At 64.5% G+C, this 24941-nt stretch carries 19 protein-coding genes; 11 read left to right on the top strand and 8 right to left on the bottom strand.

What is annotated here, in order from left to right; genetic code table 11:
- Positions 1-2: 2 nt before the first annotated feature.
- Entirely contained in the window at positions 3-986 is a 984-nt protein-coding gene (locus tag WDO72_06445; GenBank protein ID MEJ0085301.1) for a hypothetical protein, read from the bottom strand.
- A gap of 186 nt (positions 987-1172) precedes the next feature.
- On the opposite strand from WDO72_06445, the gene WDO72_06440 reads away from it, so the two are divergent.
- The 4 genes from WDO72_06440 (at position 1173) to WDO72_06425 (ending at position 6342) form a co-directional block, all read left to right on the top strand.
- Positions 1173-1958: a methyltransferase gene (locus tag WDO72_06440; GenBank protein MEJ0085300.1), complete on the top strand. Its 786-nt coding sequence runs from the start codon at positions 1173-1175 to the stop codon at positions 1956-1958.
- Positions 1959-2030: 72 nt separating this feature from the next.
- A complete protein-coding gene (locus tag WDO72_06435; GenBank protein ID MEJ0085299.1) occupies positions 2031-4115 on the top strand; it encodes a copper-translocating P-type ATPase in 2085 nt (694 codons plus the stop codon).
- A 42-nt stretch (positions 4116-4157) separates the two neighbouring features.
- On the top strand, positions 4158-4937 hold the full coding sequence (locus WDO72_06430) for an IclR family transcriptional regulator (protein MEJ0085298.1): 780 nt from the start codon (positions 4158-4160) through the stop codon (positions 4935-4937).
- 106 nt (positions 4938-5043) lie between these two features.
- Positions 5044-6342, top strand: a complete 1299-nt coding sequence (locus tag WDO72_06425; GenBank protein MEJ0085297.1) for an aminotransferase class III-fold pyridoxal phosphate-dependent enzyme — start codon at positions 5044-5046, stop codon at positions 6340-6342.
- A gap of 3 nt (positions 6343-6345) precedes the next feature.
- Here the strand turns inward: WDO72_06425 and WDO72_06420 are convergent, their stop codons facing one another.
- A complete protein-coding gene (locus tag WDO72_06420; protein MEJ0085296.1) occupies positions 6346-7728 on the bottom strand; it encodes a hypothetical protein in 1383 nt (460 codons plus the stop codon).
- Positions 7729-7851: 123 nt separating this feature from the next.
- Here WDO72_06420 and WDO72_06415 point away from each other — a divergent pair, with 123 nt between their 5' ends.
- From WDO72_06415 to WDO72_06385, 7 genes are read left to right on the top strand one after another with little or no spacing between them, the layout of a single operon-like run.
- Positions 7852-9153 (top strand): glycoside hydrolase family 2 TIM barrel-domain containing protein, encoded by a 1302-nt coding sequence (locus WDO72_06415; protein ID MEJ0085295.1) that lies wholly within the window; start codon positions 7852-7854, stop codon positions 9151-9153.
- A gap of 57 nt (positions 9154-9210) precedes the next feature.
- The gene (locus WDO72_06410) at positions 9211-11580 is read left to right on the top strand and encodes a TonB-dependent receptor (protein ID MEJ0085294.1); all 2370 of its coding nucleotides are present in this window, start codon (positions 9211-9213) and stop codon (positions 11578-11580) included.
- On the top strand, positions 11577-12872 hold the full coding sequence (locus WDO72_06405; protein ID MEJ0085293.1) for an extracellular solute-binding protein: 1296 nt from the start codon (positions 11577-11579) through the stop codon (positions 12870-12872). Before WDO72_06410 ends, WDO72_06405 begins: the two co-directional genes overlap by 4 nt.
- Before the next feature lie 5 nt (positions 12873-12877).
- Positions 12878-13792, top strand: a complete 915-nt coding sequence (locus tag WDO72_06400) for a sugar ABC transporter permease (GenBank protein MEJ0085292.1) — start codon at positions 12878-12880, stop codon at positions 13790-13792.
- Positions 13785-14615 carry a carbohydrate ABC transporter permease gene (locus tag WDO72_06395; GenBank protein ID MEJ0085291.1) on the top strand — a complete coding sequence of 277 codons (831 nt, stop codon included), beginning with the start codon at positions 13785-13787 and terminating at the stop codon, positions 14613-14615. The genes WDO72_06400 and WDO72_06395 overlap by 8 nt, the downstream gene beginning before the upstream one ends.
- Before the next feature lie 2 nt (positions 14616-14617).
- Positions 14618-15709 (top strand): ABC transporter ATP-binding protein, encoded by a 1092-nt coding sequence (locus tag WDO72_06390; protein ID MEJ0085290.1) that lies wholly within the window; start codon positions 14618-14620, stop codon positions 15707-15709.
- Positions 15706-17208: a M81 family metallopeptidase gene (locus tag WDO72_06385; GenBank protein ID MEJ0085289.1), complete on the top strand. Its 1503-nt coding sequence runs from the start codon at positions 15706-15708 to the stop codon at positions 17206-17208. Before WDO72_06390 ends, WDO72_06385 begins: the two co-directional genes overlap by 4 nt.
- Here the strand turns inward: WDO72_06385 and WDO72_06380 are convergent.
- From WDO72_06380 to iadA, 6 genes are all read right to left on the bottom strand, one after another.
- A complete protein-coding gene (locus WDO72_06380; protein MEJ0085288.1) occupies positions 17177-17692 on the bottom strand; it encodes an SRPBCC family protein in 516 nt (171 codons plus the stop codon). The genes WDO72_06385 and WDO72_06380 overlap by 32 nt on opposite strands.
- The gene (locus WDO72_06375) at positions 17670-18035 is read right to left on the bottom strand and encodes a metalloregulator ArsR/SmtB family transcription factor (GenBank protein MEJ0085287.1); all 366 of its coding nucleotides are present in this window, start codon (positions 18033-18035) and stop codon (positions 17670-17672) included. Before WDO72_06375 ends, WDO72_06380 begins: the two co-directional genes overlap by 23 nt.
- 91 nt (positions 18036-18126) lie before the next feature.
- The gene (locus tag WDO72_06370; protein ID MEJ0085286.1) at positions 18127-20031 is read right to left on the bottom strand and encodes a Mur ligase family protein; all 1905 of its coding nucleotides are present in this window, start codon (positions 20029-20031) and stop codon (positions 18127-18129) included.
- 2 nt (positions 20032-20033) lie between these two features.
- Positions 20034-22826, bottom strand: coding sequence for a cyanophycin synthetase (cphA, locus tag WDO72_06365; protein ID MEJ0085285.1), 2793 nt, complete (start codon positions 22824-22826; stop codon positions 20034-20036).
- Between the two features lie 44 nt (positions 22827-22870).
- Positions 22871-23710, bottom strand: a complete 840-nt coding sequence (locus WDO72_06360) for a cyanophycinase (GenBank protein MEJ0085284.1) — start codon at positions 23708-23710, stop codon at positions 22871-22873.
- 41 nt (positions 23711-23751) lie between these two features.
- Positions 23752-24921 (bottom strand): beta-aspartyl-peptidase, encoded by a 1170-nt coding sequence (iadA, locus tag WDO72_06355; protein ID MEJ0085283.1) that lies wholly within the window; start codon positions 24919-24921, stop codon positions 23752-23754.
- Positions 24922-24941 lie beyond the last annotated feature (20 nt).

Raw genomic sequence — 24941 nt, 5'->3', positions numbered from 1 at the left:
CCTCATGAAGTTGCGCCCACCACGGCAATCTCACCGCTGTCGATCCGCTTGAGCAGGTTCTTCAATTGCCGATTCAACGCGCCAATCTCGGAACGGGTCAGGCCCACCTGCAAGAAGTCTCCGCGCCGACGCACTCCCTTGGTGGGGAACAGGTTCTGGCCGGCAGGTACGGCAACGAATTGCCGGCCCTGCAGTTTCCATTGCGCAAGGACGCCAAGCCGCTCATCGAGGATCTCCGGCGTGATCTTGCGCAGCCGTTCGACGGTGTCGGCCGGGAGGCGATTCACGCGCATCACCTTCCACAGCTCGCCGCGATCGCTGTCGGTAGAGGCGAACGCGACTCCGTGGTCGATCGAAAAGACGCGTGCGCCTTTGCGCTCCTTGCTGATGATGAAATTTCCCAGGTTGGAATCGCGGTGTTCTATCAGGAAAGTGAAGATGTTCAGCTGGCCGATGTGCCGTGCGTAGACGGCATCGCTGGCGAATTGCTCCGGATCGTAGACATCTGCGATCACCGAGATGTCGCTGAGCCAGTACTGCACGACACACATGACCTGGTCTGCGGCAATGAAGGTCCGCGTGACATCGCCTGAATACTTCGCGACGTCCACCACCGGCACCATGCGCAGTGCCGTGGGCGGCACAACATACTCGGCGGAATCGAGAAACAGCTTTTGCAGCTCGTAAGCCGCAACATCATAACGTGGCACGTTGTTGAAGGACTCCGCGCCGGGTTCCGCCTTGCGCAGCTTGACGCGCAGCGGCGGTGCGCCACCGAAAGAGACATCGGCACGCAAGGTGATGTCGCCCTTTGCTTTCGGCCTGCTGATCTCGGCCTGCGTTATCACCAACGGCTCGGCGGCCAGCAGTTTTTCGAGCTGGGCTACCGGCTGGAGGATGTTGGCGTCCTGTGCGAGGACAATCGCGAACGGCGCCGGCAGCAGCGCCGCGATGAGCGCAGCCGTCAGGTGGAACTTCATTCGCATAAGGCCTCCAGTCTCATCGCGGACGGTTTTCATTTTCTGTCGTCTCCCCCACTGTTCAAACGCGGGCGGCGGATGTCAAGTCCGCGGTGAGGAGTACGTTCAATTCCCAAGGGCCCTGTTGGTAGGCGAAGGCGTACCATCGTTGGAGCTCGTGCTCATCGCAATCGACTGAACGGAGAAACCATCATGAATATCGGCTTCCGCCATCGATCGACCACCACACTCGCGGCCGCCATTTGTTTCGTAACCCTGGCGTCGGCAGGAGCCGCCGAACTTCCCGTGGTTCCCAAAGCCATCTCCGCCGCAGTCGCCGATCCTGCACGGCCCCAAGCGGACCGTGATCGCGACGCGGACCGCAAGCCCGCGGAGTCCATCGCCTTCGCGGGACTGAAACGAGGCCAGCGCATCGCGGACCTGCTGCCGGGCGGCGGCTATTTCACGCGTATTTTCAGCGGTGTCGTCGGGCCGAAAGGCCAGGTCTTCGCGGTCGCGCCGCCCAAGCGGCCGGATGCGCCCGCGGATCGACCGGAACCTGCGGCAGCCGTGCGTGCCATCGCCGCCGATGGCCACTACAAGAATGTGACCGTGTCCGTGGAGAAGGTCGCGGAGCTGAAGCTCCCCGAGAAACTCGACATGGTCTGGACGTCGCAGAATTATCACGACGTGCACAATGCGCAGAACATCGACGTCGCGGCGTTCAACAAGACGGTGTTCCAGAGCCTGAAACCAGGCGGCATCTACATCGTCATCGACCACGCCGCCGAGAAGGGCACGGGTTTCACCGTCACTTCGACTTTGCATCGCAGCGATCCCGACGCCGTGAAAACGGAAGTGATGGCGGCGGGCTTCGAGTTCGTCGGCTCGAGCGACGTCATCGCGAATTCAGCCGACGATCACAAGACCGCCGTCTTCGAAAAGGGTCTGCACGACAAGACGGACCGCTACCTCCTGAAATTCCGCAAACCGAAGTGATCGGGTAAGGAAGTGCCCGCGGGCAGCGCGAAAGGTGATAGTGGGTCGGCGGGCGTGATCTACACATGCCCGATGCACGCGCAGATCCGTCAAACCGGTCCGGGCTCTTGTCCGATCTGTGGCATGGCGCTCGAACCTCTCATGCCCACTGCAATGGCGGACGGCTCGGAGCTGCGAACGGTCAGGCAGAAGTTCTGGATTTCCGCCGCCTTGAGCATTCCGGTCGTCGCGATCGCCATGCTGCCCCATCTGTTCGACATGCACCTCTCGGCTGCCACGGCTTCGATACTGAGGTTTGCCGAGTTGCTGCTCACGGCTCCGGTCATCCTGTGGGCGGCCGCGGACTATTACCGGCGCGGCTGGCAAGGCGTCACGCATCGCTCACCCAACATGTACACGCTGATCGGTCTCGGTGTTCTCGTTTCGTACGTCTTCAGCCTGTTCGCCACCTTCGATCCGGCAGCCTTTCCGCCCGAGATGCGCGATGCGCACGGGATGGTCGGCGTCTATTTCGAAGTGGCGGCGGCCATCGTCGCGCTGGTGTTGTTAGGCGAGTGGCTCGAGCTCGGGGCGCGCGGTCGCACGAGTCTTGCCATCCGCCAGCTGCTGGATCTGGCACCCAGGACGGCGCGGCGTGTGCGCGCGGATGGCACCGACGAAGACGTGGCGCTCGATGCGATCGCGGTGGGCGATCGCGTGCGTGTCCGCCCCGGCGAAAAGGTGCCGGTGGATGGGCACATCGTGGAGGGCCGCTCCACGTTCGATGAGTCGATGCTGACGGGGGAACCGCTGCCGGTCGACAAAGGTCCCGGTGATCGCGTGGTCGGCGCCACCATCAACCAGACCGGATCGGTCGTCGTGGCGGCGGAGCGCGTGGGCGCCGATAGTTTGCTGTCGCAAATAGTCGCTCTCGTCGCACAGGCCCAGCGCAGTCGCGCCCCACTGCAGCGCCTGGCGGACGTCGTTTCCGGGTGGTTTGTCCCCGCGGTGGTCGTCATCGCGGCGGCGACCTTCCTGGGCTGGTGGTTCCTGGGGCCGGAGCCACAGCTCGCCTATGCGCTGGTCAACGCGGTCGCGGTACTCATCATTGCCTGTCCCTGCGCGCTGGGGTTGGCCACGCCCATCGCGATCATGGTCGCGAGCGGGCGGGGCGCGCAGCTGGGCGTGTTGTTTCGAGACGCCGAAGCCATCGAATCCTTGCGCGAGATCGACACCCTCGTCATCGACAAGACCGGCACGCTGACGGTGGGCAAACCTGCGTTGCACCGCGTGATGGCCGTTGCGCCGTGGTCCGAAGACGAAATCCTCGGCCTGGCTGCCGCGCTCGAGAAGTCGAGCGAGCATCCGCTGGCGCGCGCCATCGTCGAGGGCGCCACGCGGCGCAAAGTCGCACCTGCCGAGGTATCGGATTTCCAGTCCGTCACGGGAAAGGGCGTGACAGGAAGGTCTTCGGGAAAAACTCTGGCATTGGGCAACGCCGCGCTGATGAAAGATGTGGGCGCAGTCGTCGAGAGTCTGCAGTCGGAAGTCGATACGCAGCGGGCCTCGGGACGCACCGTGATGTTCGTGGCGGTAGATGGGAAACTCGCCGGCGCCATCGCCGTCGGCGACCCGATCAAGGACACGACCCCCTCGGCGCTCAAGGCGTTGCGCGCGGACGGGCTCCGCATCGTCATGCTCACGGGCGATGCGCGCGGCACGGCCGAAGCAGTCGCGAAGAGCCTCGACATCGACGAGGTGATCGCGGAGGTTCAGCCTGCCGACAAGGCCCGCATCGTGGAGAAGCTGCAGAACGAAGGCCGAAAAGTGGCGATGGCGGGCGATGGCATCAATGACGCGCCCGCGCTGGCACGCGCACGTGTGGGCATCGCAATGGGCACGGGCACCGACATCGCCATGGAGAGCGCCCAGGTGACCCTGGTCAAAGGCGACCTGAACGGTATCGTGCGCGCACGGCAGTTGAGCCGCGCGACCGTGCGGAACATCCGGCAGAACCTCGCGTTTGCATTCGGCTACAACGCACTCGGAATTCCGATTGCGGCGGGCGTGTTGTATCCAACTACCGGGCTCCTGCTTTCGCCGCTGATCGCGGCGCTGGCGATGAGCTTCTCGTCCGTCTCGGTCATCAGCAATTCACTGCGTCTGCGCGGCGCATGACTTTTCCCTTGCGCCACGCGTCGCGCTAGGATCATCGCCCACATGCCACGCTATATCGTCCAGCCTCTGCTGAAGGCCATCGACGTTCTCAAGTGTGTCGGCCAGCATCCCGAGCCGCTCTCGCTCAAGGAGATTGCGCTTCTCGTTGGTCTGCCGAAGACCACCGTATTCCGTTATCTGCGGACTTTTCAGTCCGCGGGCATGATCGTCTACGAGAAGGAACGCGACCTCTACCGCATCGACACACGTATCGTCGGCATGATCAACCTCGGCAACGAGATGGAGCGGCTGCGCAAGGTCTGCCTGCCGCACATGCAGACGCTGTGCAATCTGTCCGGTGAGACGGTCAATCTGGGTGTGCTCGAAGGGTCGGACATTGTGTACCTGGAAATCATTCAGTCCCCCGCTGCGACGAAATTTCAGGCGCGGGTGGGAAGCCGGCATCCCGTGCATACGACGTCGATCGGCAAGGTCATGCTCGCCAACATGTCGGCGGAATCGCGCACCGCCGCGTTGCCACGCGTGCTTCGCCAGCGCACGCGCCGCTCCATTCTCGAACGCAAGAATCTCTTCACGGAGCTCGACACGATCAGCTCTCTCGGCTTCGCGGAAGACGATGGCGAGAACGAAGATGGCGCCCTCTGTGTCGGGGCGCCGGTATTCAATGCGTCGGGGTCGGTGATCGCGGGCCTGAGCGTTTCGGCCGTTGCCGCCAACATCCGGGAAGATTGGAAGCAGCAGATGACGCCGCGCATCGTCACCGAGGCACGCTCGATCTCCGCCGAGCTGGGCTTCGAGGCTGCGTTGCACGTCAACCGTTGAATCGAGCGCCCGCGTTCCGCGTGGCGAAACACCCGAGGCTCGTCTTTTCCGCGCATTTCAGCCATTTATGTGGTGCTCCAGTCTCGTCACCAGCATGGATGTACCGATGCCCCTGAATACCTTTGAGCGCTCACGTTCGCGCATGTCGGCCGCAGCGCAGTTCCTCGCCGGGGGCGTCAGCAGCAATTTTCGCCTGGGAATTTCTCCGACGCCGCTCGTCATCGAGCGGGGCGAGGGTCCCTACCTGTTCGATGCCGATGGCAACCGTCTGATCGACTACTACCTCGGGATGGGCCCGATGATCCTGGGGCATGCACCGGAAGAAGTGATCGGCGCCGTTCGCGAGCAGCTCGAGCGCGGCATCCTGTTCGCAGGTCAGACCGAGATCGAATTCGAGGCGGCACGACTCGTGTGCGAGTTAGTGCCCTGTGCCGAGCGCGTGCGGTTCGGCTCCTCGGGGACCGAAGTGATCCAGGCCGCGCTGCGGCTGGCGCGCGCGGCCACGCAAAAACACACCGTCATCAAATTCGAAGGCCACTACCACGGCTGGCTCGACAACGTTCAATGGAGCGTCACGCCGTCCGCGCAACAGTGCGGGCCGGTGGAGCGTCCTAACAAGGTGCCGGGCACCTTGGGGCAGGACATCCTGTGTGGAGCGAATCTCGAAGTGCTGGCCTGGAACGATCTGGGCGCCGTCGAACGGCGGCTGGCATTGGGCGACGTCGCCGCGGTCATCATGGAGCCCGCGATGTGCAACACCAGCGCCATCGCACCCCACGAGGGATATTTGCAGGGCGTCCGCGCTGCTTGCAGCAGGCAGGGTGCCATCCTGATTTTCGACGAAGTGATCACCGGCTTCCGGTTGTCAGCCGCGGGTGCGCAGGGACTGTTCGGCGTCACGCCCGATCTCGCGACCTTCGGCAAGGCGATTGCCAGCGGCTTTCCCGTCGCGGCCCTCGCGGGGCGCGCGGATCTCATGGACCTGTTCGGCTCGGGCCGGGTACTGCACGGCGGCACCTACAATGCCCATCCCGTCAACATGGCGGCCACCGTTGCGACCCTGCGCCGTCTCGCCAGGGGCGATGTCTACGCGACCATCGAAAAACACGGCCGGCAACTGATGGCGGGCATCGACGACATCCTGCAGAGAGCCGGAATTCCGGCGCGCGTGCAGGGGTTCCCGGGAATATTCCACGTGGCCTTCGGCGTCACCACTCCCGTCGCCTCGTTCCGCGACACCTTCCCGATCGATCGCGCCCGCTACGTCAGGTTCACCACGGCGTTGCTCGAACGAGGCGTCCGCGCGCTGGAGCGCGGCGCATGGTTCCTGTCTTCCGAACACGACGAGAAGATCATCGCCACCACGCTGGCGGGCGTGGCGAGCGCGGCCGAGGCCGTTGCCTGAGGTTCAGCGCGCCCTGATCTTGATGAGGCTGAGCGACGGCGCGGCCACGTTCTTCAAGACCAGCGCCTGACCAAGTTCGATCGCAACGGATTCCACCTGGGTCAGATCGTGGCTGCCGTCCAGCAGGTACACCTCGGCAGTCGCGCCTTTCTTCCAGGGTGTGTTCTGGAGATTCACGGAATACCGTTCGTGGGTCGAGACCTGATTGCTGATCATCAGCGTGGCGGATGCGCGGTCCTGCGCCATTCCCGCCAGCACCGCGAAGGAAACTTCGTCCGAGCCCTCGGTGCCATCCGCCGCGACACGCACCGGCGTGTCGAGCATCCAGCGGAACGCCCGGAAGGCATAGAAGCCCTTGTAGGGCACGCCGTGGTTGTCGAACAGACCCCAGAAGAAAGCGGTTCCCGTGTAATAGTTAGCAATGTCGATGCTGCTGTCCTGCAGGTGGGTGAGCATGGCGCCTGCGTATGCGGCGCCCTCCGCGCCGTGGATGCGCTCGAAAATCTGCTTGGTGTACAGCGGTTCGACGTGCATCCGGTTCCAGTCCCCGGGGAAGAAGTTCCATTCGTTGAGGTGGGACTCGGCATGCGGATAACCGGCCTCGTCCACGAGCTTGCGGATGAGCGCCGCGCGCGGCGGTATCAGATGCGGCCGCACGCCGTAGTTGTGCCACGAGACGAAATCGACCGGCAGCTGGCGTTCGTGGCTGTACGCGAGGAAAGCCCGTAGGAAATCGAGATTCGAAGCGAGCGCGGGCCCGCCGACTTTCAACGACGGATCGTGTTTCTTCAGAGCGCGGGCCGTCACTTCGTACAGCCGGAAGTACTGCTCCTTGGTGCCCGCCCAGAAATTCGGAATGTCGGGCTCGTTCCAGATTTCCCAGTAGCGAATGCCGAACTTGTACCCGTTGGCCCAGCCTTCGTTGTAGTGACGCACGATGTTGACGCTGACTTTCGCCCACGTGTCGTAATCGCGCGGCGGTGCGTTGTAGTACTTCACCTTGGAGAGTTCCGCGCTCTCGCCCAGGCGGAAGATGATCTGCGCGCCCAGGTCGACGATCGACTGGAGATATCGATCCGTCGTGGCAAAGTTGTAGCTGCGCGGATCGTCCGGATCGGCGGACGGGTTCGGGAAGATGACGTGCATGTCGCCGGCGGCGTCGTAGACCCACGGCGTATCGTGTGTGCGTATGTAGCGCACGCCCAGCTCCTTGTATTCCGCCGTGAGGTCGACCGAGCCGCGTACGGCGAGCGGTCCGCTGTGCAGGTCGTGGACAGGGCGGATCTTCCCCGTTTCCTTCGCGAAGTCGACCGTCAGATTCTTTGTATCCGCCGCGGCGATCGGCACCTGGACGAGCAGGGCAAGGACGATGAGGAGTGTTTTCAAGCGATTTCTCCCGGCGGCTTTCAGCTCGCGCGGACGTTAGCATGGCCGCGACGCGCGACTGCGGCCGCGCGATTCACGTGGCGAAACGACAAGTGATGGCATGCCAGCGTGGCTTCGAGTTTCATGCAACGCATGATTGCGCGAATCGCGGCTGTGCTCGTTTGTGCGCTGACGTTCGGCGTCGGCGCGGTTGGCGCGCCGCCGACCGTGCGCATCGTCGCAAGCGCGGAGGGTGGCTACTCCCTCGAGCGCAATGGAGCGCCGTACTACATACGGGGCGGCGGTGGATGGACCTTTCTGGATGAGCTGGTCGCGGCAGGCGGCAACTCCATTCGCACCTGGGGACACGAAACGATCGATCCGGTCGCCCTCGACGAAGCTGCGAAGCGCGGTCTGACTGTCACGGCCGGCTTGTGGCTGCCGCATCCCAGCGAGGGCTTCGACTACTCGGATGCGCGGCAGGTGAAGCGCCTGGTTTCGCGCCTGCGAACCTACGTGCGTCGCCATCGAAATCATCCGGCGCTGCTGCTCTGGGGCGTGGGCAACGAAATGGAGATCGAGGGTGCGAACGCCGATCTGTGGCGCACGGTCGAGGCGGTGGCGGCGATGGTTCGTCGCGAGGATCCGCGTCATCCGACCATCACCGTGCTTGCGGAAGTGACGCAGGAGAAGATAGATGCGCTGCGCGCCTTCTGTCCCAGCATCGATGCGCTGGGCGTGAACTCGTACAGCTCCGTGTTTTCGTTGCCCGATCGCTTGAAAACTTGGGGCTGGACGAAGCCTTATGTCCTCACTGAATTCGGGCCGCCCGGTCCCTGGGGCCAGGTGCCGGTCACCGATTGGGGCGCGCCACTCGAACCCACCAGCACCGAGAAGGCGGAGTTCTATGCGCGCGCGTATCGCGAGGCGGTTGCGCCGCAGAAAAACTCACTCGGATCGTATGTGTACTTCTGGGGTATCGAGCCCGCCATCGTCGTGACGCACACCTGGTACGAGATGTTTCTCCCGGGCGGCGGCAACGAACGGCTCGGCGCGGTCGAGGCGATGACGCAAGCCTGGACGGCAAAGTCTCCGGCGAATCTCGCGCCGCGGCTGCTGGCGCTGCACTCGAGCGTCGCGCAGTCCACCGTCAGTCCCGACTCCTTGCAGTCCGCCTTCGTGGAAGCCCGCGATCCGGATGGCGATGAATTGCGCGCGCGCTGGGAAGTGCGCGCCGAGTCGAAGTCGCTGACAGGCGCCCCGCCCGCGGTGATACCCGACAGCATTCGTGACGGCGATGCGCAGGCGGTGACTTTCACGGCGCCGCGCGATCCCGGTGCGTATCGGCTGTTCGTGTATCTCTACGATGGCCATGGCAACGCCGCCACGGCGAACTTCCCGTTTCGTGTTTCACACAGTGAAACAGCGCGTGCTGGCAATCCATGAAACGTTCATCAACACTGAATTGGAGAACGTCGCGTTGCACTTCAGGGGTAGATCACAATGACAAAAGATACTCAGCGTCGAGCTCGGAATTCGGGAGCGCTGATCACCGCGTTCATGCTCGCCGCCACGCTCGCGCTGCCACGTGTGTACGCGGCCGATGACGCCCAAGGGCTGGACGAAATCGTCGTCACCGCGCAGAAGCGCAACGAACTCGCGAGCAAGGTGCCGATCAGCATCAGCGCCTACGACACCGCGACCATGGATCGCATGGGCGTGCGCGACCTCAAGGACATCATCGCCGCGACGCCCGGAGTCGAGTACAGCCTCGACACGGGCGCCCGGAAGATAGTCACCATCCGCGGCATGTTCTCGCGCGCGGGCTCCGCTTCCGCCGGCGTTTATATCGACGACATTCCGATCCAGCTGCGTATCGGAATCCTCGATCTCGTCGGCATCGGGCCGCCGAAGATTTTCGACATCGACCGGGTCGAGGTGCTGCGCGGTCCGCAGGGAACACTGTTCGGTGCCGGCGCGCAAAGTGGCGCCGTGCGTTTTGTCAGCGCGCAGCCCAGCCTCACGGAGAGCAGCGGCTATTCACGCGCCGACGTCGGCTCCACCGACGGCGGCGATCTGGGCTACGAAGCTGGCGTGTCGCTCGGCGGTCCGATCGTCGAGAACAAGGCGGGCTACCGCTTCAGCGCCTGGTATCGACGCGATGGCGGCTACATCGATCACGACAGCATCGTGCCGGGCGGCGCCAAGGAGAAGGATGCCAACCGCTCCGACAGCGTCGTGCTGCGCGGCGCGATGACATTCGCGCCGAACGAGTCGCTGCGCATCACGCCGTCCGTCATCTATCAGAAGGTCAAGATCGAGGACAGCGGCTTCTTCGATCCGAGCGGCTCGCGTCCGGGTGCCGGAGACTTCCGCAACCTGAATGCGCTGCTCACGCCGGTGGACGACAAGTTCTTCCTGCCTTCGCTCAAGATCGAGGCGGACCTCGGCGCCACCACATTGACCTCGCTGACCGGTTACATGCAGCGCGACGATGTCTACCAGCTCGATTTCACCCACTTCTGGCTCTGGCCGTGGTTCGAGGACGGGCTGCCGCCCATCGACGTGCCGCTAACTACCGAGTTCCTGCAACCGGTGGCGTACGAAAACCGGCAGCGAGTCTTCACGCAGGAAATCCGCCTGCAGTCCAATGATCCGGAGGCGAAGCTGCGGTGGACCGCCGGTGTCTACTACTCGCAGCTGAAGCAGGACGTGTACGAAGCCACGCCCAGCCCCGGGCTCGATGCCTCGCTCCAGCAGTATTGGGGATGCGGCCTCATCGACTGCCTGGGCGGGCCGTTGTTCGAAGATATCTACACCTTCGCGCGCTGGAACAACATGCGCGACCGGCAGCTCGCCGGCTTCGGCCAGATCGACTATCAACTGACCGACAAGTTCTCCGTGGTTGCCGGCGCGCGGTACTCGAAGTTGAAGAGCAGCTTCACCGACCGGCTCGAAGGCCAGGTCTCCTTCGTCGGTCCGCCCAGCAGCAGTGACGGAGAGCAGGAAGAATCCGTGTGGACGCCGAAGATCGGCATCAACTTCGAAGCGGATGACAACAACCTGTTCTACGCGAGTGCTTCCAAGGGCCATCGCATGGGCGGCGGCAATGCGGGCCAGATCCCGACGCCGGACTGCCTCGAGGCGCTCGATGAGCTGGGCGCGAATGGTACGCCGAGCTCGTACAAGTCGGATGTCATGTGGATGTATGAGGTCGGCTCCAAGAACCGGCTGTTCAACAACCGTCTCGCCATCGACGCGAGCATCTATCACGGCGACTGGTCCGGGGTTCAGCAGTACATCTATGTGCCCGCCTGCGTGTCCGGCTTCGTCGCCAATATCGGCGGCGCGAAGACCGAGGGCTTCGACCTGCTGGTCAATGCCAGCCTGACGAAAAATCTGCACCTCGGCCTGAACGTCGGCTACACCAATGCCGAGTCCACCAAGACCACGACGGGGCAGAACCCGGCCGTGCCCTTCATCTACAAGGGCGACCAGCTCTATATCTACAGCTACAAGTGGCTGTACGCCGCCTCGCTGGAATACGCATTCAAGATGGGCGAGAACGATGCGTATGTGCGGCTCGACGATCAGTACCACCCGAAGAACAACGGGCCCTACACCAACCTCGATCACCCGGGCGATATCGGTCAAACCACGGTCTTCCAGCCGAATCCGGGCTATAACATGCTCAACTTCCGGGCGGGACTCGGCATCGGTGGCATGGAGTGGTCCATTTACGTGAACAACGTCGGCAACGTCCATCCGTTCATGTATGACCTGTCGGCGCTGGGCGTCGGCGGCTCCGCGGTGGGATCCACTTTCACGGTGCGGCCGCGGACCATCGGCGCGGGCTGGATATACCGCTGGTGAGGGCAGGCCGTGCGTGGGTAGTTAGCCTGATCGTGGCGTTCGCTCTGGGAACGCCTCAGGCCAACGCGCGGCGCGCCTTCGATGGAATCACGCTCATTCACATGGTGCAGGCAGGCGCGGTAGACAGGCTTGCCGGGTACCGGCGTTTCGCACGGGAGTTCAAGGCCGAAACCGGCGGCGAGGTGCTGTTCGTCGAGACACCCTGGGAGCAGATGCAGGACCAGATGATGAGCGACTTCATCGGGCGCTCCGGCAGCTACGATGTATTCGATGTGGATGAGGCCTGGGACGGCAACATCCGCGCGTATCTGGAAGATCTGAATCCGTACATCCGCGGATCGCATTTCGATATCGGCGACTACCAGGGGCTCAACGGGCTGCTGGGGTTCAACCCCGCGACGGGCAGGCGCCATGGCATACCGCTGACCGGCCGCTCCATGGTGCTGTTTTATCGCGCCGACGCGCTGGAGAAGGCAGGCATCGCGCCGCCCCGCACATGGGAAGAGTTGATCGCAGCGGCCCGCGCCGTGAGCGCGGCGAGATTCCATGGATTCGTCGCGGCCGGCGTCAACGTGCAGCTTTCGAAATATTTCTTTGCCGCATTCAAGGAGCGCGCGGGGCAATCGCTGTTCACCGCGACCGGTGAGCCGCGGTTTGGCGGTTCCGAGGGGGCACAGGCGCTCGCACTCGTCGGCAAACTCTTCGATTACGCACCGGCCGGCGTGTTCGCCATGGATATCGCCGAGGCGGACCAGGTATTCCTGAATGGCGAAGCCGCCTTTCTGCTCGAGTGGCCTGACTACATCCAGCGCAATCTGGACGACCCGCGAAAGTCGCGCATCGCCGGCAAGTGGGCGGCGATGAAACCACCGGGTCCTGGTGGCTACGTGGGGTGGCACCTGGCCATGTCGGCGGGGTCGCGCAACAAACAAGCCGCCTGGGCGTGGATCGAGCGCATCACGCGTCGCGAGAGCGCCAGGGAGTTGATGCTCGAGCACGGGATCTATTCGACCCGTACCTCGGTGCTCGGCGATCCCACCGTCGCGGCGCAATTCCCAGGCATCGACGCCGTGAGCTCGGCCGCGGCCGCTTCGTTTCATCCGGGGTTTCTCGGCCACCCGAAAGGAATCCAGTGGTTCGTGCAGGCGGGGGCCATCTGGTCGAGCGCACTGACGAAGCAGGTCACGCCGGAACAGGCCGTGTCATCGGCGGCTGAGCTCTGGACGCGCCTGTTCAAGTCGCTGCCCGGCCCGCCACACTACGATTATTCGGACGTCGACGCCGGGTCATGAGCCGCATGGGGACATCGCCGTCCGCCTACCGCGACGATCGATTCACGGCGTACCTTTTTCTTTCGCCCTGCATCGTCGCGCTCTGCGTCGCCTATCTGTTTCCGCTGCTGTACTCGGCGTACATCAGTCTGTGCAGCTGGGACATCCGCACGCCGGATGCCGCCGTCGAGCTCCAGGGACTGGACAACTACGCGACCGTGCTCGCCGATGCCGAGTTCTGGTCTTCCGTCGGACGCTCGCTGGTTTTCACGTTCGTCGCTCTGCCTGCCGAACTGGTGTTGGGAACGCTGGTGGCACTGCTGCTGACGAACGAACGATTGAGCGGGCGCCTGTCCGGGATATCGCGAGTCGTGTTGCTCATTCCCTTGATGGTGCCGCCGGTGGTCACGGGAATTCTGTGGCGTCTGCTCTTCAACGTGCAGTACGGACCGGTGAATGCGTTGCTCGGGTTTTTCGGCCTCAATCCGCAGCCGTGGATTTCCTCGCCCGAGACTTCCATGGCGTCGGTGCTGGTCGTGGAGATCATGACGAATACTTCGGTCGTCGCCATGATCCTGATCGGCGGGTTGCTGTCGCTGCCGCAGGAGCCGCTTCGCGCGGCGCAAGTCGATGGCGCCTCGCCGCTGCGTTTGCTGGTGCAGATCAAGCTGCCGATGCTGGCGCACCTCTATCTGATCATCGGCATGATCCGCCTGATGGACCTGCTCAAGACCTTCGATTTCATCTACGCGATGACCTTCGGCGGCCCGGGCGCCAGCACGCAGACGCTGAATCTCTTCATCGTCCGGCTCGGGAGCCGGTTCCTCGAGTATCCGCAGGCGGCGGCGGCGTCCTGGATCTTCCTGCTCCTGATGCTGCCGCCGTCGATCTGGCTGCTGCTCAAGGCCGTTCCGCGCGGCAAGTCCTATCTGCATGATTAGGGCGCTGCGCACGCCCCTGCCGTATCTCGGCCTCGTGCTGCTCCTGCTGCTGCTCGTGTTCCCTATCTACTGGCTGATCCTGAGCTCGCTGAAGCACCAGGGAGACTTCTTCACGTCACCCGCGGTTTTCCTGCCTTCGGAGCTGACGCTGGACCACTACCGCGCGGTGGTCACCGATCCTTTCAATCGTCACTACCTCTTCAACACGGCGGTCGTCGCGATAGCGAGCACGATACTGGCGACGGTAATCGGCATGGCGACCGCCTACGTACTCGCCCGCATCCGGCTGCCGTTCCGGTTGAACCGCGTGCTGCTGGTCTGGATCCTGGTCAATCGGCTGTTTCCGCCGGTGAGCTTTGCGATTCCCTACTACCTGCTCATCCGCGAGCTCGGTCTGATCGATACGCGATTCGCCCTGGTGCTCTCGAATACGGCGGCCGCCATTCCCTTCGTGGTGTGGACGATGCTGGCCTATTTCCAGGATCTGCCGAAGGAGATCGAGCGCGCCGCGATGGTGGATGGCTGCACGCTGCTGCAGCGCTTCGTGCGCATCGTCATGCCGATGTCCGTGACCAGCATGGTCATCACCGGAATCTTCGTCTTCATCTACGCATGGAACGAGCTGCTGTATGCGCTCACGCTGACCGTGCTGAAGGCGCGCACGGTGCCCGTCGCGATTGCGGGCTACGTGGGCGACAACGCGCTCGCCTGGGGCCAGATGAGCGCATTCGGTGTCATTTCATTCCTGCCCGTCATGATTGCCGTGCTGCTGGTGCAGCGGCACATCGTGCGCGGGCTGACTTTCGGCGCGGTAAAGGCGTAAACATGGCAGGCATCCGCCTCGAAGCAATCAGCAAGACATTCGGCGCGCAGCAGGTCATCGAGACCGTTTCGCTGACCGTCGCGCCGCATGAATTCGTCACGCTGCTGGGGCCGAGCGGATGCGGCAAGAGCACACTCCTTAATATAGTGGCGGGGCTCGAGCGGCCCTCCTCGGGCCGGGTGTTCATCGGCGATCGCGATGTCACGGACCTGCACGTGCGCGAGCGCAACATCGCCATGGTGTTCCAGAGTTATGCGTTGTATCCGCACATGACCGTGGCCCAGAACCTGGCATTTCCGCTGCGCGTGCGGGGCGGATATTCGCGCGCGGAAATCGACCGGCGCGTGCGGGACGTGGCGGAGACCATCGAGCTCGGACAGCTCCTGCAGCGCAAGCCCGCCGAGTTGTCCGGCGGGCAGCGGCAACGCGTTGCGATCGGGCGGTCGATCATCCGTTCGCCCTCGGTCTGCCTGCTGGACGAACCGCTCTCCAACATCGACGCGGCCTTGCGCGTGAAGATGCGCGCGGAGCTGAAGCTGCTGTTCGCAAGACTGGGCACTACCATCCTCTTCGTCACGCACGACCAGGTCGAAGCGATGACGCTCAGCGACCGCATCGTCGTATTGCAGGACGGCAAGGTCCAGCAACAGGGCGCGCCGCTCGAGATCTACCGGCATCCGGCCAATGCCTTCGTGGCGCGCTTCATCGGCAGTCCGCAGATGAACCTCTTCGCGGGCGAGATCGGCCCGGGGCCGGCGGTGCGCGCCGGGTCCCTGGTGCTGCCGCTGTCGCACGTGCCCGGCGTGCGTTCCCCGCCGGCGACAGGCGCGGTGCAGCTCGGCCTGCGGCCCGAAGAAATCCAGCTGAAACCGTTCCAGAACTCCATCGCCGTACCCGCGACGGTGGAACTCGTGGAGCATCTCGGGCACGGCGCCATCGTTCACTACGCGCTCGAGCACTCGCAGAAGCTGGTGGGCCTCGAATCGCGGGATACCAGCGTCGGCGCCGGTTGGCGCGGGAACGTGCACGTCAACCTCGAAGGCATCAAACTATTCGACGCGCAGACCGGCGCGTCGCTGCTCGACCGCGCATGAGTCCCCGGATCGCGGTGGGCCTGCTAATGCAGGAGTCCAACTCGTTCTCCCCGTTGGCGACGACGGTGGAAACCTTCGAGCAATATTTCTTCCGGCGCGGCGACGAGGTGTTTTCGGCGCAGTTCGCGCCCATGCGCAACGAAATCCACGGATTCCTGTCCGTGCTGGAAGAGGCGGGCGCAACGCCGGTGCCACTGATCGCCGCGGGAGCCTACGCCGGAGGATCGCTCACCCGGGATGCCTTCGAATCACTCGTTGCGGAGCTGGAAGGCAGGCTCCGATCGGTCCTGCCGGTGGACGGATTGCTGCTGGCGTTGCATGGCGCGCTGATGGTCGAAGGCAGCCTGATCGGTGGCGACGCCGAGATCATTTCGCGGCTGCGTCGAATTCTGCCGCCGCAGGTGCCCATCGGCATCACGTTCGATCTGCATGCACACATCACCGCGCAGATGCTGCAGCCGAATTGCTTCCACATCGGTTATCGGAACTATCCGCACACGGATATCTACGAAACGGGGCAACGCGCCGCGCGCCTCATGCTCGATGTGCTGGCTGGAAAACGCCGGCCGGTGATGGCGCTGGCGAAGTGCCCGATGGTCGTGAGTGCCGCGTGCGCCCGCACCAGCGATGGCGCGTTGACGAGTGTGGTTGCGGCCGCCCGCCAGGCGGAGAGCGAAGGCAAGGTTTTGCACGCGTCGCTTTTTCCCGTGCAGCCGTGGATCGACGTGCCGGACTTGGGCTTCGCAGCGCTGGTCTGCACGGACGGCGACCGGGCGGCGGCGGATCTCGTCGCCAACGATCTGGCGCAGCGGGCCTGGAACCTGCGGGCGATGTTCGATCCGGACCTGACTACTCTCGAGGAGGCGATCCGGATCGGCCTAACTTCCGACGGCCTGACAGTCGTCAGCGACTCCGGCGACACGCCGAGCGGCGGAGCTGCCGCGGACAGCGCCGCGGTGTTGCGCGCGCTGCTGGCGGCAGGCGCGGATCGCGGCGAACGTCTGGTATATCTGACTCTGTGCGATGCGCCCGCCGCACTGGGCGCTCACGCGGCCGGCGTGGGTGCCAGGATCACGCTCGGACTCGGGCACAGGCACTCCACGCGCGATGGCACACCGGTCACGATTACCGCGACCGTCGAACACGTGTCGGACGGTGACTATCTAATGCAGGACCAGCCCATGCAAATCAGCATGGGCAAAACCGCGGTGCTCGCGCTCGGCGCGATCCGGATTCTGGTGCGCAGCCTGCCGTCCTTCGAATGGGATGTGGCGATGTACCTGTCGCAGGGCCTGGAGCTGGCGGCCGCGAGCCTGGTGTTCGTGAAGTCGCCGGGCGGATTCCGTCATTCGTATGGTCCGTGGGCCGCGCGCATCCTCGTTGCCGATACGCCGGGGCCCACGACGGCCAACATGAAAAAGATTCCCTTCACCCGGGTCACGCGGCCGCTGTATCCGCTGGATGACTTCACGACTTTCCCGCGCTCGCGCCCAGAGTAACCAGCAGCTCGTCCAGCTGCCCGAACGTTTCTCCCATCGCATCCGTCGCGCCGGTGCCGGCGGCGTCGAGAGCTTCCTTCGAGGGATAAAGCTCGCTCATGACCAGCAACGTCTTCCCGTCTTTTTCCGCGAAGGTCACCGTCGTGACGGAACCCTCGTCACTTTCCTCGTTGGTCCAGACCAGGCGCGATTGCGGCACTACTTCCTTGTAGGTGCCGAAAAACGCCGCCTGTGAGTCCCCGTGTGCGAACACCAGACGGTATTTGCCCCCGACACGAACATCCATTTCGCAGGAAAGCAGCGACATTCCCATCGACTTCGGCACCCACCACTGCCTGAACAGCTTGGGTGTGGTCCACGCCTCGAATACGAGGCGCGCCGGGCCGTTGAAGGTTCGCGTGACGACCATCTCACGGTCGGACTTCCGTTCCACTTTCGTGTGGTTCTTCATGGTGGCGGGCTCACTTTCGCTTTTTGCGTCCATCTACCTTCTCCTGCCGTTTCAGTTCCTCGACTACCCGGTCCAGCTCGTCGAAGCGGGCGGCCCAGAGCTGGTGATATCTCTCGATCCATGCCGCTTCTTCCTCGAGCCGGCACGCGCCGAGCTTGCAGGTCCGCACGCGCCCGACCTTCTCCGTGGTGACGAGCCCCGCCTGCTCCAGGACGCCGACATGTTTCTTCATGCCCGTGAGGGTCATGTGGAATTTGTCGGCAAGGTCCGTGATGGAAGCGTCCGCGCGGCCTAGTTGTTCCAGAACGCCGCGTCGCGTGGCGTCCGAAAGTGCGGCGAACGAGGCGTTGAAGTGAGCCGGGCTATACTGAACCATGTAGTTCAGTATACGCGGGAAAGAGCGATATGCAAGGGGCGGCCGAGCGCGCGCCGGATCCGCGGACAATCAATCCGTCATCGCCGCCTGGTCAATCGCCAGCGGCGTGCGTTTGCGCGACGAGCGCGATGGCTTCAGCACGAACCAGGCGTTCGTGCACGGGCATCACCAGCACGTCGCCTGCCTGCGCCCACTCGAGCATGCGCCTGACCGCGCCGATCTCGCTCGAACACATCTCCAACGCCGCGTCGGCCACACCAGCCTGCAGCAGCGCCGCCCTGATGAGCGCCGGAGTTTCACCGGGCGCGCGCCCGCGCAGGAAGGCCTCGATCTCCTTGATCACGACGAAATCGGGCTGGAAGCGCGCGGCCATCGCCGCGAGTCGCTCGATGTCGGCGTCTTCACGGTTGCCGGCCTGGCCTAACAACACCGCGAGTCGTCCGGTTCGCGGCAGCCGGGCTGCAACGCTCAGCAGGCCACTCAACCCCTCGGGGTTGTGCGCGTAGTCGATGAGCACCTGCGCCCCTCGATAGTCGTAGCGCATGAGCCGGCCCGGATTGTCTGCGGGATCAGCGCCGAATCGGGCCAGCACCGCGGCGACCGTCGCGGACGGCACACCGAGCTCCAACGCCGCCAGCGCGGCGCCCGCAATGTTGGACACGTTGTATTCAGCGCTGCCCCCGACCGTCAGTGGCATCGCGGCGATCGCACCCAGATCCTGTTCAGCCATGTTTCTGCTGACGATGAGCCGGCCGTCGCGGACGCCGCTGGTCGCGCCTCTGCGCGCGCGGTGTGCGCGCAGGGTCGGGTGGTGATAGTCGCGCGAGAACCACCCGATCGGACAATCGAGCTCCTCGGCGCGGGTCAGCAAGATGGGATCGTCGGCATTGAGCACGAGCAGTCCGTCGTCGTCGACCACGCTTGCCACGACCAGTTTGACGTCGGCGAGGCCCGCCAGATCGTGGACGCCGTACTCGCCGAAGTGGTCGGAACTGATGTTCGTGATGACCGCGACCGGCGCGCGCTCCGCTGCAAGCCCGCGTCGCAGAATGCCGCCGCGCGCGGTTTCGAGGATGGCAGCTTGTACGCGCGGATCGCGCATTACCGTGCGCGTTCCCACGGGGCCGGAGTAATCTCCGCTCTCGATTGGTTCGCCCTCAATGAACAGTCCATCCGTGCAGTTGTACCCGTCGCGCCAGCCGTGCGCGCGGATGCAGGCGGCTAACAACCTCACGGTCGTCGTCTTGCCGTTGGAGCCCGTGACAATGGCCGCCGGCACATCGTGCAGACCCGCCCACGCCACTTCGCTCACTTCCGGCAGCGCATCGACTGGCCACGTTCGGCCGCCGGCACCGGATCCCAGGGTGAGGTAGTCGTCATCCAGGATATGCAGCAGACCGCGCTCATCGGCTGCGGCCACGAGATTGCGCAGTCGCGGCGCGGACTCGATCTTCGACAGCGTCATGAAACGACTGAACGCCGCCGGCTCGTCCAGCGCGGGCAACGCGACAGCGAACGTCACTGGCATCGGCGGTCGTGTTCCAGGTTCGGCAGATTCGCCGGCGCTTGCGGCCGCGGCCCGCGCGGCCGCGATGAGAGCGCCTTCGAGCTGGTTCCACCGCCCGGGATCGGCCTCGAAGAGCGCTGCACAGAAAGCCCATTCGTTGATTTCAGTCGCGGTAAAAAGCTGGTCCACGGGCGCCGCGAGCGCCAAGGCAGTGCCGGCCGCGTGCCGCCGGACCGCGATCGATCTCGCGCGTTCCGCAGCTCGCGGGCGCAGCGGTGATGCGCGCGTGTCCGGTGTAGTTAGAACTTTCGGTGCACGCCCGGGCCATTGCAACCACGACCGGGCACGCTCAACGCGGCTGCGCCAGCCTGCCAGCAGCGCGTCGTCGACGGCTACACCCAATGTCTCGAGCACGGCTCCGGGCGAATCGAAGAACAGGTTACTGCCCGTCAGGCGCCGCGAGTCCTCGAAAGGCAGGTCGACTGACACGTTCAGTCGTCGACTTCCGGCGCGACGCGGATGCCACGTTCGTCGCGCAACAGCCCTTCGAGACTCGAGAACGGAGCTGCTTCTACAGGCGACGCGGCGAGAATCGGAGGAGGCGAGGCCGCGACGCGGACCGGCACCTCGGGAGCGCCCGCGGGACGAAACTTCGTGATCTGCTTCCACGAGCGCGTGAGTGCGTCGGCGAATACCAGCAGCAGGTCCCCGGGTTGCGCCATCTTGAGCGCCGAGTCGATCGCTTCCTGTTCGTCCGGAATGATCGACACGGCATCCTGGGCCACGCCCGCCGCCAGCAGCGCGCCCGCCATGATCTTCGGCACCTCATCGCTCGCGCGCTTGCGAAGATTGTCGTCGCGGCGACAGATGTAACGATCGAACCGTCCGGCCACCGCCTTTGCGATCGCGTGCAAGTCTTCGTCGCGACGGTCGCCGGGACCGGCCAGCACCACGATGCGCCGGCCGGTGACATCGAGCCGCTGCGCCAGCTCCGCCATGGTTCCCACCGCGTGCGCGTTGTGACCGTAGTCGAGCAGCACCTTGAACGGATGTTCGTTGAACACGTTCATGCGGCCCGGCGCCTGGAAGAAAGTCGTGTCGAATGTGCGCAGGCCCTGGCGAATCGCGTCTAGTTTGATGCCGAACGAGAACGCCATCGCGGCGGCAAACATGGCGTTCTGCACGTTGTGCACCGCGCGGCCTTCGAGCGTCGCGGGTATCAGGTGAGTCCACAACAGCGGAATGTGACTGCCCTTGTCGTAGAGCGTGATCATCTGCCCGTTGACGCCCGCCTCGAGCGCGCACGCGCGTCCGCCGGCGCGAATGTGTTCGCGCACCAGGCCGTGCTGCGGATTCATCGTCACGTAGCAGATGCTCTTCGCTTCGGTGTGACCGGACATCTTCAATACCAGCGGATCGTCCGCATTGAGCACGGCGCAGTCGGTCGCCACTTCGATCACGACGCGCTTGATCTCGGCGAGCTGCTCGAGAGTGTCGATGCCCTGCAGACCCAGGTGATCCGACGCGATGTTCAGCACCGCACCGACGTTGACTTCCTGCACGCCCATGCCCGCCCGCAGCAGCCCGCCGCGCGCCGTTTCCAGCACCGCGATGTCGATCTGCGGATCCGCGAGCACCATCTGCGCGGACACTGGCCCCGTCATGTCTCCCTGCACCGTGCGTTGCCCGTCGATGTAGACACCGTCGGTGGTAGTGAGGCCGGGCGTGTAGCCCGCCATCTTGGTCACGTGCGCCAGCATGCGCGCCGTGGTGGTTTTGCCGTTGGTGCCGGTGACCGCCGCGATCGGCACGCGCGCCGGCGCGCCGGGCGGGAACAACATGTCGATCACCGGCGCGGCGACATCGCGCGGTGTTCCTTCACTCGGCGCCACGTGCATGCGGAACCCGGGTGCGGCGTTGACTTCGCAGATGCCGCCGCCGATGGCGCGGTAACTCTCGGCAATGTCTTTCGACAGGAAGTCGACGCCGCCGATATCGAGCCCGATGGCCTTGATCGCACGCACCGCCATGTCGCGATTGTCGGGATGGATGATGTCGGTCACGTCGGTGGCCGTGCCGCCGGTAGATAGATTCGCCGTCGACCGCAGATACACCACCTGTCCGGAAGCCGGTACCGACTGCGCCGTGAGTTCGACCCGCGCCAACATCTTCTCGGCCTGGGCATCGAGCTCGAGGCGCGTCAACACTTTTTCGTGGCCGACGCCGCGGCGCGGATCCTGATTCACGATGTCGATGAGCTGTGCGACGGTATGTTCGCCGTCGCCGGTCACATGCCCAGGCGTGCGACGCGTCGCGGCCACCAGCTCGCCGTTGACGACCAGCAGCCGGTGATCGTCACCTTCGAGGAAAGTCTCCACGATCACCGATCGTGAATGCTCTTTCGCGACGTTGAAGCCAAGCGTCACTTCTTCGTCCGTAGTCAGGCGGATCGAGATGCCGCGCCCGTGGTTGCCGTTGTAGGGCTTGGTCACCACCGGAAAGCCGATGCGCCCGGCGGCGCGCACTGCCTGGCCCTCGGTCTGCACGAGTTCCTGCTGCGGCACCGGCAACCCGAGCGAGGCGAGAATCTTGTTGGTCTCTTCCTTGTCGCTCGCGAGCTCCACGGCAATGTGTGGCGTACGGCCCGAGACGGTGGCCTGTATGCGTTGCTGATACTTGCCGTGGCCGAGCTGTACCAGCGACTGATTGTTGAGCCGCAGCCACGGAATGCCGCGTGCTTCCGCGGCCTTCACCAGCGACGCGGTCGACGGCCCCAGTGCGCGACGCTGCGCAAAGCGGATGAAGTCATCACGCGCCTCCGGCCAGTTCCAGCCCTCGGGAACCGAGCCCTTGGGCTTGAGCGAATCCGGCAGCAACGAGCACAACAGCCGTACACCGAGCTCGCCCGCGGCAACGCCTTCGTCGCGTTGCGCGTATTCGTAAACGACGGTGTAGACACCAGGCTTGCCGGCGCCGCGGGTCTTGCCGAACGTGACCGCTTCACCGGCGACGTTCTGCAGCTCGATCGCCACGTGCTCGAGCACGTGGCCGACCCAGGTGCCTTCATCTTCGCGCATGCGCCGGAGGAAACCGCCGGGCACTCGATATGAGCAACCGTGCTGGGCCAGCCCTGGCAAGGCCGCCGCGAGCCCGTCTATGAATTCGAGCCCGAGCCGGGACGTTGGCCACGCTTCGAGTTCACCCAGGTCCAGCTCCAGACGGATGACTGGAAAATGCGCGTACTGCGAGGGGCCCACATAGACCCAGCGATTGAGGATTTGCATTTCGGAGCGACGCTCTCTGGTGGAGTCGTTGGTCCGACGATGCCTTATTGCTTCGTGGGTCGCAAATGATCGGCCGACGCGACGCGGGTGTGCAGGTTGAAGGTGGCGCCGGCGACGAGAATGTGGACCTGGAGCCCCAGCATGCAGACGGGTTGTCCTTCCGAGACGCTGTCCATCGATGAAAAGGTCGTCTCCTTGGCGTCCACGATCGTCACGCCCCCGCTGCCTTCGACTTCGAGGGTCTCGTCGGGGCCGATGAAAACGGCGGTATCTTCATCGAGACCGATGCCGACCGCGAAGGGGTTGTACGCCAGCGCGGTGATCAGGCGCCCGAGGCGGTCCCGCTGCCGGAAATGCTGATCGATCACGAACCGGTTCGTGAGCCCGAGACCTGGAGCCAGTCGCACGCTGCCGGAGATGACGGACGAGCCTTCGTCGCCGAACGCGATCATGTGCTCGCTCAGGATGCTGGCGCCGGCACTGGTCCCACCGACCGTGGCGCCCGCGGCGTTGCGCCTGCGGATCATCGTGGCGACGGGTGTGCCACCGAGCAGGGTAGTCAGCCGCAGCTGGTTGCCGCCGGTGAAGAAGATGCCACTCGCTTCCTCGAGCCTGCTCAGGCGATTCGGTTCCTGGCAATCGCGCCGGGTATCGAAGTCCATCACGGAGACGCGTGCCGCCCCGAGCTCGCGAAACAATTTTTCGTAGCGCGGCCCGGTCTCATTCAGACGGCTTGCCGTCGGGATGACCACGATGTCGGCCGCGGCGCCGCCGGACACCGCGACGAAACGCGCGAGGACGCGGCGATCGTTTTCCTTGTTCTCGGCTCCGCCGATGGGAACGATCCAGCCGCGGGTTCCGCCTTCAAGGACTTTGCTTGGCATCCGGTCGTGTGCTCCTCGACGCCGAGTCTAGCGCGAAAGAGTCATTCAAACGTGCCGCGCAGGACCGGAGCGCCGTCACGCACGTGGATTTCGCCGCGCACGAGCACGGTGTGGGCCGCGCCATTCGCGTCGAGCAGGAGAAGATCGGCATCCTGCCCGACCGCGATTCTTCCCTTGCGCGCGAGCCGCAGCAGCTTCGCGGGGTTTGACGTAACGGCGGGCAGAACCGCTTCGAGCGCCAGGCCGCGCGCCAGCGCTTCGCGCACCGTGGCGAGCAAAGCGCCGGCGGAACCCACGTCCATATGAGTCACGTGGCCATCCGCGTCGAAGCAGGGGAGGCAGCCACCGGCGTCGGAGCTGATGGTGACCCGGTCGGGTGGCGCGCCAGAAGCCAGGTACCGTTCGAGCGCTTCGGCAGCCGGCCAGGCATCTTCGTCTGCCGCGACGGGGAATGCCGTGATGTCCACGGTCGATCCGCGCCGTGCGAGTTCGACCGCTTCGTCGAACAATGCCCGCCGTCGGTTCACGTGCGTTGGATTGAAGACTCGGGCCGGCAGCTCACTCTTCTCTAATGCTTCCCGCACCAACGCCAGACCGCGAGGTCCGTCGCCCAGGTGCAGGTGAAGGATTCCCGCCTTTCCGGTCATGACTCCGGCGACGTGGCATTCGGAGGCGATGCGCAGCAGTTCGTCGCAGGTCGGTTGGCTCGAACGATGATCGCTGATCGCCACTTCGCCGATGCCGATCAACGCCTCGACGAAAACGAGGTCGCCGCGCACGCTGCCAGTGAGTGTGGCAGGCGGTACGTGATATCCGCCTGCGTATCCAAAAGCGTTGAGGCCTTCCTCACGCAGCGCATAGAGCGTCGCGAGCAGTTCAGCGGGACCGCGTGCGACATCGTCGGTGCCGAGCAGCCCAACTACCGTGGTGATTCCCGCCGTGGTGAAACGCGAGAGCGGCACCGGCGGAACACGAGTGCGAAATCCCGCCTCGCCCCCGCCGCCTGTCGCATGCACGTGCCCGTCGATGAGGCCAGGCGTCGTTCGCAGACCGGCTGCATCGATGATCGTGGACAGTTCGCGCAGCGGAACGGGGAGATCGAGCGACTCGTTGCCCATCCAGAGAATTCGACTGCCGCCGATGAGCAGGTGCTGCGTTCCGAGCGGTTCGGGCGCGTAGACATTGGCGTTTCTGATCAGGACGAGAGTCACTGCGCGACAGCGTGCGGCGC

The organism is Pseudomonadota bacterium, assembly GCA_037200975.1.
GTDB lineage: Bacteria > Pseudomonadota > Gammaproteobacteria > Steroidobacterales > Steroidobacteraceae > CADEED01.
The sequence above is the reverse complement of the archived record's forward strand: the minus strand, read 5'-3'. Positions and strand labels throughout refer to the sequence as shown.